Source organism: Rhodococcus sp. 15-2388-1-1a (assembly GCF_002259145.1).
GTDB lineage: Bacteria > Actinomycetota > Actinomycetes > Mycobacteriales > Mycobacteriaceae > Rhodococcoides.
Genome location: NZ_NPFP01000020.1, coordinates 113,706 through 130,400 on the forward strand (window position 1 = coordinate 113,706; position 16,695 = coordinate 130,400).

5 protein-coding genes are annotated in these 16,695 nt (G+C 59.8%); all 5 read left to right on the forward strand.

Annotated features, from left to right (window positions below; all coding sequences use genetic code 11):
- The 5 genes from CH302_RS13370 (at position 1) to CH302_RS13390 (ending at position 16,618) form a co-directional block, all read left to right on the forward strand.
- On the forward strand, positions 1 to 1,275 hold the full coding sequence (locus tag CH302_RS13370; RefSeq protein WP_015586166.1) for a lysine N(6)-hydroxylase/L-ornithine N(5)-oxygenase family protein: 1,275 nt from the start codon (positions 1 to 3) through the stop codon (positions 1,273 to 1,275).
- Positions 1,272 to 1,934: an FMN-binding negative transcriptional regulator gene (locus CH302_RS13375; protein ID WP_202902192.1), complete on the forward strand. Its 663-nt coding sequence runs from the start codon at positions 1,272 to 1,274 to the stop codon at positions 1,932 to 1,934. Before CH302_RS13370 ends, CH302_RS13375 begins: the two co-directional genes overlap by 4 nt.
- Positions 1,935 to 2,280: 346 nt before the next feature.
- On the forward strand, positions 2,281 to 3,465 hold the full coding sequence (locus CH302_RS13380) for an NAD(P)/FAD-dependent oxidoreductase (RefSeq protein ID WP_015586168.1): 1,185 nt from the start codon (positions 2,281 to 2,283) through the stop codon (positions 3,463 to 3,465).
- Between the two features lie 108 nt (positions 3,466 to 3,573).
- Complete coding sequence (locus CH302_RS13385; protein WP_255138112.1) at positions 3,574 to 15,186, forward strand: non-ribosomal peptide synthetase; 11,613 nt, start codon at positions 3,574 to 3,576, stop codon at positions 15,184 to 15,186.
- On the forward strand, positions 15,155 to 16,618 hold the full coding sequence (locus tag CH302_RS13390; RefSeq protein WP_032364855.1) for a methylmalonyl-CoA mutase family protein: 1,464 nt from the start codon (positions 15,155 to 15,157) through the stop codon (positions 16,616 to 16,618). Before CH302_RS13385 ends, CH302_RS13390 begins: the two co-directional genes overlap by 32 nt.
- Positions 16,619 to 16,695 lie beyond the last annotated feature (77 nt).

Consider the following 16,695-nt stretch of genomic DNA (forward strand, 5'->3'; position numbering starts at 1 on the left):
ATGGGAGCACAGTCAGGCTCGTCCGTCGCGGACGTTGTTGGGGTCGGTTTTGGACCCTCCAACCTCGCTCTCGCGATAGCTCTTCAAGAGTCCATCCAGCCCGGACCGGTGCCGGCAAAGTTCAGCATGAAGTTCTACGAGCTCCAGCCTCGTTTCGGCTGGCACCGTGGGATGCTCATGGAGGATGCGACCATGCAGGTCTCTTTTCTCAAAGACCTTGCCACCATGCGCAATCCGATGAGTCGGTATACGTTTGTGTCCTACCTCCGAGAGAAAGAGAGAATTGCTGAGTTCATCAACAGCAAAACTCTCTACCCACTGCGGGTGGAGTTTCATGACTACCTGGAGTGGGCAGCTAGCCAATTTCAGTCAAACGTCTCGTACGGGTCCGAGATCAAAGACATCCGACCAGTAGTCGAGAATGGCGTGGTGGAGTACGTCGATGTAGTCGGCCCAGATGACGTTGTTCAGCGGGCGCGGAACATCGTGATCGGAATGGGTTTGACGCCTCGACTTCCCGATGGTGTCAACAGATCTGAGCGGATCTGGCACAGCTCCCAACTGCTGGGCAGAGCAGCCGCAGTTACATACGTCCCTCAAAATTTTGTCGTCGTGGGCTCTGGCCAAAGTGCCGCCGAAGTTGCTGACTACCTTCATCGGACTTTCCCTCGCGCCAATGTGCACACCGTCCTGTCCCGCTACGGCTACAGCGTCGCCGATGACAGCCCGTATGCGAATGGAATTTTCGATCCGGAGGGAGTTGACCGGTTCTTCTCCGCTCCGACCGACGAGAAGCAGAGGCTCCTCGAATACCACGCCAACACCAATTACTCAGTGGTCGATCTCGATATTTCACAGTCGCTGTATCTCAAGAGCTACCAGGAGAAGGTCCTGGGCAAACAGCGGTTACGGATGATCAACACCTCGCGCGTCACATCCGTCGACGAGGACACAGACGGCGTACGGGTCGAGGTCACATCCTCGGCCACCGGTCTGACCCATACCATCGAAGCAGACGTGATCGTCTACGCCACCGGCTACCGGCCAAGTGACCCGGCACCGCTACTCCAGGGCCTGATGCGCGAATGTAAGCACGACGAGCAGGGACGGCTCAGCGTGGGACGCGACTACCGAGTGACGACGTCGGATGCGGTGCGCGCCGGTATCTATGTGCACGGTGCCAGTACCGAACACAGCCATGGACTTTCTGCTGGTCTCCTGTCCAACACTGCAGTCAGATCCGGTGAAATCGCCCAATCCATTCTCAGGAGATGACCATGTACGTCCCCCGGATCTACAAGGCAAGTGATCGGACATGGCTGCGCCGCGTGGTTGCGCAGTACCCTTTTGCGGCTCTGATCTCAAACGGCCCCAAGGCCCCGTACGCCACCCATTTGCCAGTCATCTGTGCTCCCTGCGCCCCTTCAGAGAGCGAGGACTTAGAAGGATCGACACTGTTTGGGCACATGAACCGGGCCAATCCCCACTGGGACTCGCTCGTCGACGGTGCGGATGCCCAACTTATTTTCACCGGGCCTCATGGGTATGTCACCCCAAGTGTCTACCAACGCGATTCTGTAGCACCGACCTGGAACTACGTCTCGGTACATCTCCGAGGAAAGCTGCAACCTGTTGCCGATTTCGAGGAGACGCTCAAGGTCGTTCAATTGACAGTCAGTACGTACGAGCAGAAATTCGGCAGCGGGTGGGAGATGGACAGTTCGCTGGACCACTACCGAAGGATCGGTCCGGCTGTGGGTGCATTCAGTTTTGAGGTGGAATCGGCGGATGGCATGTTCAAGCTCAGCCAGGAGCAGAACCTCGAGACCAGGCGACGGGTGGCGGACCACTTCAGCGCGAACCACGCCGGGCGAGGCAAAGAACTAGCTTCGTTCATGCGGGAGTACAGCCATGGTGACTACAACAACTTCTGATGGGGACATGTCGGACGCACCGACGGAACCCACGGCCCGGGAGCCTTTTGCGCCAAAAGAGCATTCCGTGCCCGCCATTTGTAAACCTTCAATTTCGCACCGGCTCAGCCATTTCGGCCTGGTCTGTTCATCGGTTTACGGATGCAAGCGGAGTTTATAAATTGTGCTACTGCTCTCACGCACCTTGTCCGCCGCCATTCCGACTCGTCGAGCAGGTCAATCGTTCAACCTTCGGAATGAAGTTGGGATTCCGGGGGATTGCTTCCGGACCAAAATCCGGCAAAAGAGCCGACCGGCGAACGTGACCAAGTCGGTGTCATCGCCAGAGAAAGCCAGAAGGTTGGTAATGGATTACGACGTTGTTGTTGTTGGGGCGCGATGTGCCGGCGCTTCGGTGGCACTGCTGTTAGCCAGACAGGGGCGAAGTGTTCTGCTGGTCGATAGGGCCTCCTTTCCGGCGGACACCATGTCCACGTTGTATATCCAGCACCCTGGGGTCGTGAGACTCGCACAGTGGGGGATGCTCGATGATGTTGTGGCCTCCGGTTGTCCGCCTTTGGGCACTATTAGTCACGATGTGGATGGACTGAGTCTGATCGCTGCTACCCCGGCGAAGGACGGTGTTAATGCCGCTTACGCACCACGGCGGTACATACTCGACGATCTACTCATTCGAGCTGCCGTGTCAGCGGGCGCGGAGTTCTCGGATCGGACGTCGGTCCTAGAATTGATTTGGCACGACGAACGCGTCGCCGGAGTTCGCCTCCGGAGTGGAAATTCGACCACATCGGTGTCTGCTCGATTGGTTATTGGGGCCGACGGTATGCGATCAAAGGTCGCGGAACTTGTTCAGGCACCGATCCTCCGATCGGCACCCATAGCAAGCTGCGTGTACTACACCTTCTGGCAAGGCTTGCGAACAGGATTCGGATTCCATGAGCGAGTCGGCCGCTGGATAGCCCGTATTCCAACACATGACGACCTGACAATTGTGGCAGCTTACCTGCCGCAGAGCGAATTCTCGGTCGTTCGGCGGGACCCGCAGAGGGCGTACTTGTCCGCGATCGAATCGACAGCGCCGGATTTATACGAACAAATTATGGCACTCGACCGAGTGGATCGGTGGTGGGGTACGGGGGACCAACGCAACTATTTCCGTAAATCGCACGGTCCGGGCTGGGCATTGACGGGGGATGCGGCTCACCACCTTGACTCGATCAGCGCCCGCGGCATCACCAATGCGCTGATTCAAGCCGACCTGCTCACCGATTCTATTTCCGGGGTGGATGTCGGGAACTCGGTCGCAGTAGATGAGGCGATGGTGCACTTTGCACTGTCGACAGGAGCTGTTCTAGAGGAGCCGTACATGAGTACTCTCGCCCTGGCGAAGCTTCAACCGACGAAGTCCCGGTTGCGCATGCTGCATGCCATTGCCAATTCGCCCGAACTTACATCTCGGTACTTCGGTTTGGTTTCGGGGGCCATCGGGATGCGCGAATTTATGTCGGCCGAGCTCGTCGACTTGTTGTAGCTTGCTGATGAAATATTTCGGGTCTGAATCTAACGCTGAGGGTGGTCACCCGAGTGGTTCGCAAGGAAGTGTTTTGCTGGGCGCTGAAAGGGTTGAGCATTGATCCCGTTGTCTTTTGCGCAGCGTAGGCTGTGGTTTATCCACCAGTTGGAGGGATTGTCGTCAACTTACAATATTCCTCTGGTCTTACGCCTGACTGGTGAGCTCAGTGTTCATTCGCTGGGCAGGGCAATCGGCGATGTCGTGAGTCGACACGAAAGTTTGCGGACTGTTTTCCCCTCCCATGAGGGTGTGCCGGAGCAGCGTGTTCTTGGCTCGGCCGACGCAGACTTCGGCTGGGACGTAGTCGAAGCGTCAGGATGGTCGACAGACGCGTTGAACGATGCAGTCGCACAGGCAGTGGGATACAAATTCGACCTCAGCTTTGAGATTCCGTTCCGAGCGCAGCTCTTCAGACTATCGGCCGATCAGCATGTATTGGTGCTCCTGATGCATCACATCGCGTCAGACGGCCAGTCCCTCACGCCCCTCGTACGCGACGTCGGGCTGGCGTACAGGGCCCATGTGGGCGTAGAGGTGCCTGCCTGGGTGCCGTTGCCATTGCGATATCGGGATTACACGCTCCGTCAGCGTGAGTCGCTCGGCGACGAGTCCGACCCCGACAGTGCGCTGAGCCGGCACCTCCTTTACTGGAAGAACACGCTAGCCGGATACGAGGGGCGGCTTGAGCTCCCAACCGACCGCCCTTATCCGGTCGTGGCCGACTATCGAGGCAATCGAATCCCCATCGAATGGCCCGTGTCGATGCAAGAGCAGGTGCGACAGTTGGCCCGGGAGCATCGTTCTACCGGCTTCATGGTGATTTCGACGGCGCTGGCGGTGCTGTTGTCCGAACTAAGCGGCACCTCCGATGTCGCTTTCGGTGTTCCAACTACGGGCCGACGTGACGCTGATCTTGCGGAGATGGTCGGTTTCTTCGCCAACACAGTAGTGCTCCGCGTTGATGTGTCTGCCAGTTCGACGTTCCGTCGCCTCTTGCAAAAAGTACGGGACGCGGTTTTGGACGCATTGGCCCACCAGGATGTCCCGTTCGACGCGCTGGTGGATCTCGTCAAACCTGCTCGGTCACAATCGCATCACCCACTGGTCCAGGTCATGCTCGGATGGCAGAACCAGATCTCCACGGAGTTGGACTTGCCGGGGGTGCTGGCAGAGGCGGTACCCACCATTTCTCGACAGGCCCGGATGGACTTGACCTTCAGTCTCCGGGAGCGGTACTCCGAGTTCGGCGAGCCGCAGGGAATCGACGGAGTGGTCGAGTACCGCTCTGATGTCTACGACGCTGCATCGGTCGAGACCATGATCGTCAGGCTTGGGCGAATCATCGCCGAGATGATCGCCGTGATCGACCAGCCAGTCATCTCGATCGACGTACTAGACAGAAACGAACACACTCATCTTGACCGCCTGGGCAATCGTTCTGCGCACTCTCAGACTGCCGCCAGTATATCCATAGCCGAACTGTTTGCAGCACAGGCGAATCGAGCGCCGGAAGCGCACGCCATGGTTTTCGAGGATCAGGTATGGACTTACAGGGAAGTTGACGAGGCCTCCACGCAACTGGCACATCTACTAGCCGTTCGTGGGGTACGCGGAGGAGAAGTTGTTGCTCTCATGCTCCCGCGTTCCAACAAGACAGTAATCGCGATCCTGGCAGTGTTGAAACTGGGCGCAACCTATGTACCCATTGACATCAAGCACCCCGATGAGCGGGTGGCGTTCATCTTGGGCGATGCCGCTCCAGCTGCCCTCGTGACCACTGCCGAACTGACTTGCCGGGTAGACTGTTTTGGTATCGAAGTTGTGGATGTCGACGACGACGCGATTGCCGTGCAGCCGGTTACGGCTCTGCCTGCGCCAGAGGCCGGCCAAGTCGCGTACATCATCTACACCTCCGGTACCACCGGTGTCCCCAAAGGGGTTGCCGTTACCCAGGCGAGCGTCACGCGATTGTTCAGCTCGACGGCTCCGGGGTTCGTGCCGTCCTCAAACCAGGTGTGGTCACTCTTCCACTCCTACGCGTTCGATGTGTCGGTATGGGAGATGTGGGGCGCGCTGCTACACGGTGGCCGACTGGTTGTCGTACCTGGAGAAATTGCCCAGTCCGCCAACGACTTTCATCAACTACTGCGAGACCAGAACGTATCCGTTCTGAGTCAGACACCGTCAGCATTTTATGCTCTGCAGGCAGTCGACATGCGCCGGCCGGGCGAGTCTCGGCTGAGCGGTCTAGAAGCGATTGTCTTCGCAGGCGAAGCTCTCGAACCGTCGAAGTTGCGACCTTGGCTAGATCAGCTGGATTCCTGGCCGCACCTGATCAACATGTACGGCACCACAGAGACCACCGTCCACGCATCGTTCCGGAGGATCGTTTCTTCTGACCTCGACAGCCATGTCAGTCCCGTGGGCGGTCCGCTTGCTGACCTTGCCTTCTTCGTATTGAATACCGGTCTCCGCCGCGTGCCGGTAGGAGTAGTCGGAGAGTTGTATGTGGCAGGTCATGGTGTCGGCCTGGGCTACTTGAAACGCATGGGGCTGACGGCGTCGCGGTTTGTTGCTTCTCCGCTCGGCCCGCCGGGCTCGCGGATGTACCGGACGGGTGACGTAGTGCGGTGGAACCGCGAGGGCGAGCTGGAGTATGTGGGCCGCTCGGACGACCAGGTGAAGATCCGTGGTTTTCGTGTTGAACCGGGTGAGGTCGAGGCTGCTCTTTCCCGTGTCGCGGGGGTGGAGCGCGCCGCGGTCGTGGTGAGGTCTTCGAGTTCGGGCAAGCAGCTGATCGGCTACGTCGTACCTGCGGAGACCGGTCCAAAAGTAAATGGTGCTGTGGTGCGTGGTGATGTGGCCGCGCACCTACCGGAGTACATGGTCCCCACAGTGGTGATGATCGTCGATGACCTACCGCTTACGGTCAACGGCAAGTTAGACAAGCAGGCATTGCCGAATCCAGAGTTCGCAGGCGGATCCTACCGAAATCCGTCGACCTTGGTTGAGGGAATTTTGGCTGAAATCTTTGCGCGTGTGCTGGACCTACCGCGGGTAGGGGTGGACGACTCGTTCTTCGACCTCGGCGGAAATTCGCTATCGGCGATGCGAGTGATCGCGGCCGTGCAGGAGTCGTTTGATTCATCGATCGGCGTGAAGGCGCTCTGGGAAGCCTCAACGGTATCGGGGTTCGCACGGTTGGTGGGTGGATCGCCGGGTGGCGGCGTGGCATGGGTCCCAGTAGCTCGTCCCAAGCGATTGCCGTTGTCGTTCGCTCAGCGTCGGCTGTGGTTCATCCACCAGATGGAAGGGCAGTCGGCGACGTACAACATACCGCTACTGATTCAGATTACCGGTTCTTTGGATGTCTGTGCGCTGCGCGCGGCGATCGCTGATGTTGTGGAGCGGCACGAGAGTCTGCGGACAGTGTTTCCAGCGGTGGCTGGTGTGCCGGAGCAGCGTGTCCTTGCAGCTGAGACTGACTTCGACTGGGACATCATTGACGCCACCACCTGGACGGAACTTCAAATATCCGACGCAGCGCGTGTTCGGGGTCAGCATGCTTTCGACCTAGCCGAAGACCTTCCTTTCCGCGCGGCGCTGTTTGTCGTGTCTGCCACTGACCATCGTCTGGTCGTGGTCATGCACCACATTGCAGTCGACGGGGGGTCACTTCCTCCGCTCCTGCGTGACCTATGGAGCGCCTACGGAGTCCGCGCTGCGGGCGAGTCGCCTTCCTGGTCGCCACTTCCCGTCCAGTACGCCGACTACACGCTTTGGCAACACGCTCTGCTGGGTGACGAAGCGGATTCGCAAAGCGTGCTCGCCGGGCAGTTGAAATTCTGGGAACACGCCCTGAAAGATCTACCCAGCAGGTTGGAGCTTCCCACGGACCGGTCGTACCCGGCGGAGACCGACACGAATGGGGGTCGAGTCGTCGTCGACCTGCCCGCGGATTTCCATGAATTGGCGCAGCGGATCGCGCGGGAACGCAATGCGACGACGTTCATGGTGATGTCGGCGGCGCTTTCGGTGCTGTTGGCGCGTTTGAGCGGGAGCGCGGATGTGGCGTTCGGGGTGCCGACGGCGGGGCGGGGGCGAACCGAGTTTGACGGCATGGTCGGGTTTTTCGTCAACACGCTGGTGTTGCGTACGCGGGTTTCAGCCGAGATGAACTTCGGTGATTTGTTGGAGGAGGTACGGGAGCGGAGCCTGGACGCGTTCGCGAACCAAGATGTGCCGTTCGATGCGCTTGTCGAGCGCCTCAATCCGGTCCGTACGCAGGCTCACCATCCGTTGATCCAAATCCTGTTCGCCTGGCAGAACGACCCGGTCCCCGACATCTCGGTGCCGGGTCTCGACGTGGAGACGGCGTCAGTCGACATCGGAGCCGCTCGAATGGACCTGGCATTCAGCCTGCGCGAGCGGTTCACTGCGGACGGTCAGCCCGATGGGATCAGCGGAATCGTCGAGTACCGCACCGACATCTTCAACGCCGAGACCGTAAAGCGCATGGCGGCTCGGTGGCAGCAGCTATTGATTGCGATGGCGGCGGGCCCGGATCGTCCTTTGGCTTCGTTCGACATCCTGGGTGAGGATGAGCTGACGCAGCTGGACGTACTGGGTAACAGGTCGGCTGTGACGGAGTCCGTTGCTGGCGTGTCGATTCCGGAGTTGTTCGCCGAGCAGGTGAGGGTGCGGCCGGACGTCATAGCGGTGGTGTTCGAGGGTCGGTCGTGGACGTATCAGGAGTTGGACGACACATCGACGCAGTTGGCTCATTTGTTGGCTGGGCGTGGGGTGGGAGTAGAGGACGTTGTTGCACTGTTGCTGCCACGTTCGGAACACACTGTGATAGCCATACTTTCGGTGCTGAAGCTGGGTTCTGCTTACTTGCCGATCGACATCAACACCCCTGACGAGCGCCTGGCATTCGTTCTACAAGACGCTGCGCCGGCCGCGATTTTGACCACGGTGAGCCTCGCTGGTCGCGTCAGTAAGTCCGGGGTCCCACTGATAGATGTCGAGGATCCCAAGGTCGCTGAACAGCCGACGACGACGTTGCCGGTGCCGAATGCTGACCTCCTCGCGTACATCATCTACACCTCAGGAACGACAGGCACACCCAAAGGCGTCTCGGTCACCCACCGCGGCGTCAATGACCTCATCGCTACCCACATCGCGCGCCTCGCCAATGTCGAGGACCCGACCACCGGCACTCTGGAACCCCACCACCACGTATGGACGCTGTTCCATTCATACGCATTCGACTTCGCGGTCTGGGAGATGTGCGGCGCGCTTCTGCACGGGGGACGGCTGGTCGTGGTTCCCGAAGAGGTTGCCTACTCTCCTTCCGATTTCCATAACCTGCTCGTAAACGAAGAAGTAACGGTGCTGACCCAGACACCGTCGGCGTTGGCACGGCTGTCTCCCGAGGGGCTACCGTCGATCGCGCTACTTCTACTCGGGGGAGAGACGTGCCCAGCCCAGCTAATCGAGCGATGGGTGACGCCTGAGCGAGCCGTGATCAATGCTTATGGCCCGACCGAGTGCACCGTCTACGTTTCGATGACCGAACCGCTAGTCCCTACAGGGGCAGTGCCGATCGGTGCCGCTGGCTCCGGCACTGCGTTGTTTGTGTTGGATTCCGGTTTGCGGCGGGTTCCGATCGGTGTGGTTGGTGAGTTGTATGTCGCGGGGCGGGGTGTGGCACGCGGTTATGTGCGACGGCCGGGCTTGACGGCATCGCGATTCGTCGCGTGTCCGCTCGGCCCTTTGGGTTCGCGGATGTATCGCACCGGCGATCTGGTTCGTTGGAATCACGACGGCGAGCTGGAGTATGTGGGTCGCTCTGACGATCAGGTGAAGATTCGTGGTTACCGCATCGAAATCGGTGAGATCGAATCGGTGCTCCGGACGGCCCCCGGAGTAGGACAGGCTGCGGTCGTCGTCCATGAGGACCACCCAGGGTACAAACGGCTGATCGGCTACGTCGTTCCCCACACAGACTGGGCGGGCGAGTTGGATGGCAACCAATTGCGCCGCTTGACCGACGCGTGGCTGCCCGAATATATGTCGCTTGCGGCGGTCGTGGTCCTCGATGCATTGCCCATGACGAGTAACGGCAAGCTTGACAAAAAGAGGCTTCCGGTACCTCAACTAGGACAATCGAACCAATACCGAGCACCGACTACTCCACTCGAGGAGAGCCTGGTTGACATCTACGCGCGCGTACTGAATGTGGAGAAAGTTGGAGTCGACGATTCGTTCTTCGATCTAGGCGGCGACAGCATCTCGTCCATTCAGGTGGTGTCCCGGGCCCGGCAAGTCGGTTTGTACTGCAAGCCCCGCGACATCCTGGTGGAGCGAACCGTGGCACGACTTGCCCACGCTCTCCAGCTCTCGGTCCCGGAGCAGTCTCTCCTTCGGCCGGCTGAGGCTGGGCCCGTCACGGCAACGCCGATCATGCGGTGGCTGGCATCTCTCACGGCACCGACAGACGAGTTCAACCAAACCATGTTGTTCCAGGGGCCGCAGCAGGCGAAGTACAGCGACGTGGTGTTGTTACTACAGGCATTGGTCGATCGGCACGCCATGCTCCGGTTGCAGGTGGACAACGCCCCGACTGAGGACGCGGACAACTGCATCGTCCTACCAACAGGCTCGATCAGCGCAGCCGACTGTGTAACCCCCGTCGTGGACTTCTCCGATACCACGTTTGCCAATGCCTTGAGCCGTCTTGACCCGCGTCGAGGAGCCATGGTGCATGGGCTGTGGGCTGAGCGCACCCGCCAGCTGTTGCTCATCGTCCACCACCTCGCGGTCGACGCGGTCTCCTGGGGAATCATCCAAAGGGATCTCGCAACGGGTTGGCGCTGCCTCACCGAGCGGCGAGAAATTACCCTGGATGCCAGCGGCACCTCGTTCCGTGAGTGGTCAACGATGTTGGCGCAGTACGCTGCCGAGCGGAAAGTCACTGACCAGCTTCCGCATTGGCAGCGCATTGAAGCCGTTGCCACCCTGCTGCCCAGCCCGCACCCGACTCCTGGTATCTGGCGCGATGTGGAGCATCTGTCGGTCAGCATCGACACGGAGCTAACCGAAGTGCTGGTAACCGACGTGACTGCGGCTCTGCACATCAACGTTCAGGATCTGCTGCTCATCGCACTCGGTTCTGCCCTCGCTGAACAGCACCAGCACTTCGACGTCCCTTTCCGCATCGACGTGGAGAGCCACGGACGTCGCGATGAAATCGGCAGTGGGATCGATTTGACCAACACCGTCGGATGGTTCACCGCAAAGCACCCGGTCGCTTTGAACGTCGTACCCATGGACCGTGACACTGTTCTGACCGGGGGCTCGGACATGGGTATCTGGATAAAGGACGCCAAGGAACAGCTGCGTGCCCACCCCGACGGAATCACCTACGGTCTTCTCAAGTATCTAGGCACCAACAATCTGTCTGGCGTAGATCCCGCCATCGGCTTCAACTACCTCGGCCGGCGCAGCGTGAGCCAGCTCGACGCACCCCTCGAAGATTGGCGGATCCTCGGACCGACTGAATCGCCTGATGCTCGACGCTTTGGTTCCCGCTCGATGCTGTTGCCGCACACAGTCGGCATCAATGCAGCCGTGCTAGCCGAAGGTTCGCAGTCAGAACTACACGTGTCCTGGAGTTGGACGAGCACACAGGTGGATCGCTCCTATATCACCGAGCTGTACGCGCGCTGGTATGACGTTCTAGCTGGAATTGCGGCGTACGTGCAGAACGGCGGCGGAGGACTGACTCCCTCCGACGTCCTGCCGGCGGTGGTCAATCAGCGGCAGATCGATCAACTCGCACAAATCGTGGAACCAGCAGACCTTCTCCCGCTGACTCCGCTTCAAACCGGGCTGCTTTTCCATCGCCGTTCCGGCAGTAATGAACCCGTAGAGCTGTACACCGTGCAACTGGGTATCGAGATTGCTGGCGTACTCGACGTGCCGCGCTTGCGCGAGGCCGCTCATACAGTCGTCGGACGCCACCCCAACCTAATGGCTCGGTTCGTCTCCGAGGGTTTCCCCGAGCCGGTGCAGATCATTCCGACACGCCCAGACATACCGTGGACGGTAGTTAACGGCTACGAGTGCGATCAGAGGCTGCTGGATGCAGAGCTCGCCGCCTGCGGCAACCTCGTAGATGAGGCACCGCTACGGATTCTCCTTCATCAGACTGGGACGAATAAGCACACGCTGGTGCTATCCGTCCATCACATCGTGGTGGACGGTTGGTCAATCCAGATTCTGCTCAAAGAGATGTTCGCCGTCTACGAACGGGAGACTCTGGCACCCGCGCCCACCTTCCGAAATTACGTCGAGTGGCTATCCGCCCAGGACTGGAGCGCGGCGCGGCGGCATTGGCAGAAGCTGCTGGCGGGACTTCAAACGCCGACCTTGTTAGATCCAGGAGATCGCTTCACTGATGCGCGATCGCTGTTGCGAGTCGACCTCCCTATCGACGTCACGCGTTCTGTTGAGCAGTTGGCTCGCTCGCAAAACACGACCATGAACATCGTGCTACAGGCCGCCTGGGGCCGTCTGCTGGGCGCATTGACTGGCAGCGGAGACGTCGTCTTCGGCACTACCGTATCGGGGCGGCCAGCAGAACTGTTCGGCAGCGAGTCGGCGGTGGGCATGTTCATCAACACCGTCCCGGTAAGAGCATCCCTGACCGCGACGACGACCACGGCTGAACTGATCGGCATGCTGCGGGACGACTACCACGATGGGCTAGACCACCAGTTCGTGGCCCTGGCCGATATCCAGCGCGCCGCGGGACATCAACAACTGTTCGACACCCTCTTCGTCTACGAGAACTACCCACTGAGGATGTCCGGCGGGCAGCTCGAGACAAACGGACTGAGCGTACGCATAGCCTCAAGTCGCGAGTTCACTCACTATCCAATCGCCTTACAGATCTGGCCCGGTCCACAGCTGAGGGTGCGGCTGGAATACCGCATGGCGGTCCTCGACGAGCGGTTGGCCAAGCAAATCCTGGTATGGCTCCAGACACTATTGATTGCGATGGCGGCGGGCCCGGATCGTCCTTTGGCTTCGTTCGACATCCTGGGTGAGGATGAGCTGACGCAGCTGGACGTACTGGGTAACAGGTCGGCTGTGACGGAGTCCGTTGCTGGCGTGTCGATTCCGGAGTTGTTCGCCGAGCAGGTGAGGGTGCGGCCGGACGTCATAGCGGTGGTGTTCGAGGGTCGGTCGTGGACGTATCAGGAGTTGGACGACACATCGACGCAGTTGGCTCATTTGTTGGCTGGGCGTGGGGTGGGAGTAGAGGACGTTGTTGCACTGTTGCTGCCACGTTCGGAACACACTGTGATAGCCATACTTTCGGTGCTGAAGCTGGGTTCTGCTTACTTGCCGATCGACATCAACACCCCTGACGAGCGCCTGGCATTCGTTCTACAAGACGCCAAACCAGCAGCAATAGTGACAACGGTAGCGCAATTGCACCGGGTCGATGAGAGCAAAGTGGCAGTCGTGACCCTCGGGGGCAGGGTCACCGTCGAACCTCCCACTGTCACCTTTCCATTCCCCCATCCAGAACTGACGGCCTATGTCATCTACACCTCAGGAACGACAGGCACACCCAAAGGCGTCTCGGTCACCCACCAGAACGTGACGCAACTGTTCACCAGACCCGCACGGACGTCCGAATTGTCGCCAGGACAGGTGTGGTCGATGTTCCATTCGTACTCGTTCGATGTGTCGGTGTGGGAGATGTGGGGCGCTCTGCTGCACGGTGGCCGCTTAGTCATAGCCTCTGAGGACACGGCCAACTCTGCCACCGACTTTCATGACCTACTTGTGAACGAAAGTGTTTCGGTTCTGACCCAGACCCCGTCCGCCCTCGGCCGGCTGTCACCGCAGCGGCTGAGCGCATTGAGGACCATTTTTGTGGGGGGTGAGGCGTGCTCGCCCGAACTTGTCGATCGGTGGGCTTCAGGCCGAGAAATGATCAACTCCTACGGTCCTACCGAAAGCACCGTTTACGCCTCTATGAGTGCGCCCATGAAGCCTGGTCATGGAGCTCCTATCGGTACGCCGGTGCCGGGTGATGCGTTGTTTGTGTTGGATTCCGGTTTGCGGCGGGTTCCGATCGGTGTGGTTGGTGAGTTGTATGTCGCGGGGCGGGGTGTGGCACGCGGTTATGTGCGACGGCCGGGCTTGACGGCATCGCGATTCGTCGCGTGTCCGCTCGGCCCTTTGGGTTCGCGGATGTATCGCACCGGCGATCTGGTTCGTTGGAATCACGACGGCGAGCTGGAGTATGTGGGTCGCTCTGACGATCAGGTGAAGATTCGTGGTTACCGCATCGAAATCGGTGAAGTGGAAGCAACACTCGCTGCCTTGACCGGAGTGGAGCGTGCGGCAGTGGTGGCCCGTGATACCGATACCGGCAAGCAGTTGATTGGCTACGTCGTACCTACCGAGGTGTCTGCGGGAATCGATGGTGGGGCGCTGCGCGAACGAGTTGCCGCGCGATTGCCTGCGTACATGGTTCCGGCCGTGGTGATGGTCATCGACGAGTTGCCGTTAACTGTCAACGGCAAGCTGGACAAACGGGCGTTGCCCGAGCCGCAATTCGCCAGCGGCGTTCACAGAGCGCCGTCATCTCCGGTTGAAGAAATTATCTCCGGCATTTTCACGAAGGTTCTCGACCTGCCGCGAGTCAGCGTGGACGACTCCTTCTTCGACCTGGGCGGCAACTCGCTCTCTGCGATGCGTGTCGTAGCCGCCGTGCAGGAAACCTTCGACTGTGAAATCAGCGTCCGTGCACTCATGGAAGCCCCCACCGTAGCGGGCCTGAGCAAACAACTCTTCAACTGGTCCAGTTCCGACGAGATACCTCAGGTCGTGAAGTTGTGCCGAGGGCCAGGGCGTCCACTTTTCTGCATACACCCTGGTGGGGGCGTCAGCTGGGCGTACCGCGCCTTGGGAAGCATCGTGCAGCGCCCAATATTCGCTATTCAGCAAACCGTCGACGGCGAACGTCCGCGTACGGTCCGCGAAATGGCCGGCGAGTATGCCGACCTCGTCCAGTCAGTCCAGCCCGATGGGCCCTACGACCTGCTGGGATGGTCCTTCGGTGGTGTCGTCGCCCACCAGATGGCTACCGTGCTGGAACGGAGAGGGGCGCACGTACGTCGGCTAATACTGTTGGACGCAGCTCTAGTAGAACCCGGTACGACACGCTCGCCAGACGCGGATTTCAATGAGACCGACGTCCTGCGGCATTTCGTGTCCAAGAACGTCGACCTGCCCGATCTGAAAGAATTGACCTCTTACGAGCAGGCCACGGAATGGCTGGAAACTCATTCGTCACTCGGCGCAGCTATTCCGCCAGCTTGGATGATCAGCCACGTCGTTCGCAATCTCCGATTCAATTCTGACCTCTGGCACGGCCACACACCGGACCTATTCGGGGGCGGCGCTGTGGTGTTCCAGGGAAGCGATCACGAACGCGATCCAGGTTATTCAAGAGACTGGACACGTTTTATCGCTCGTCCAGTCACGGAGATCGCAGTGGAGTGCGAACACAACGACATGTTGAGTCCCGATGCGTTGGACGCCTACGGCGACCGGCTGCGTGCAGAACTGGAAGGCGACGATTATGAGTAAACCAGGCGAGTTTCCTTATGAGGCAGGTATTCATCCCAAGGGCTATGTGTCTAGGCCATGGACGATCAGGCAATTGGCTGGGCTTGGCGACGGCGTAGACACCAATAGGCGGTTCCATTATCTCCTCGACCAAGGCGAGACAGGTCTTTCGTTGGCTTTCGACCTGCCCACCCAGCTCGGACTCGACCCGGACGATCCAACGGCTGCCGGTGAGGTCGGTCGCGCCGGGGTCTCGGTGTCCACCGTCGACGACTTGGCCGCAGTGTTCGACGGAATACCGCTGGATCAGGTGTCAGTCTCTTTCACCATCAATGCGACCGCACCGATGATCTTGGCCCTATGGATCGTGGTTGCCGAAGAATCAGGCGTCAACCCTGCGCTATTACGTGGCACTTTGCAGAACGAAATGCTGAAAGAGCACGCGGCTCGCAAGGCGTTCGTGTTCGACTTGGACGACAGCTTCCGCTTCTCGTTAGACGTTATCGAGTACTGCATACGCAACTTGCCCAAGGTCAATCCGGTATCGATCTCGGGTGGACACGCCCGTGAAGCCGGTGCGAGCCGAGCAATGGAAGTGGCGCTCGGCATCGCTGATGCGGAGACGTACTTGCAAGGGATGCTGGAGCGGGGGTTTACCGTCGACGAGGTCGCACCCCGGCTCAGCTTCATCTTTGGGACCCATATGGAGGTTCTTGCCGAGGCGGCCAAGTTCCGTGTCCTACGCAGGATGTATGCCCGCCGCATGGTGGACCTCTTCGGCGCTGCTGACGCGAAGTCGAGCCGCATGCGTGTTCAGGTCAATACTTTCGGCTCCGCTCTCGCCGCCTCCGAACCGCTCAACAACATCGCGCGTACGACCATTCAGGCCGTAGCGGCCGTCCTCGGCGGGGTGCAGTCTCTGCATGTGTGCGGCTTCGACGAGGCCGAACAAACGCCTGGGCAGCTATCGGCACGCATTGCGCTGAGGATTCAGCAGATCATCTTGAAGGAAACCGATCTAGCCAGATACGTCGACCCCCTCGGCGGGTCCGAGGCAATAGCTCGCATCGCCGATGAAATCGAAGCAGAGGCTACGGGGTGGCTAGATGACATCGCTGCCCATGGTGGCTTGTTGGACTGTCTGCGCAGTGGCTGGCTGGAATCGCGCATTGACGACATGGCCTACGCCACCCGCGGCCCCGTCGTCGGCGTCGTCGAAGCCGAGAGTTCCGAAGAAGAGGAGTGGCTCACTGAAAGGCAACTGCGTTCGGGTGTCGTACCGGGCCGCCGCCGTCCCTTCGAGCGCGGGGTTTGTAGCGCAGAACTACGTGCTGTGACCGATGACGTGGCCGCGGGCCGCAATGTCATGAATTCGATGATCGCAGCAGCACGGGCTCGGGCCAGCATCGGCCAAATGCAACGGGCGGTGGCAGAAGGGCTCGAATCGAAATGACCGCATCTAACCGGAGCAGCAGCAGTCCGGGTCAATCCCGTACCCAAACACACTCAAGGGTGCAGCCAACTGACCAC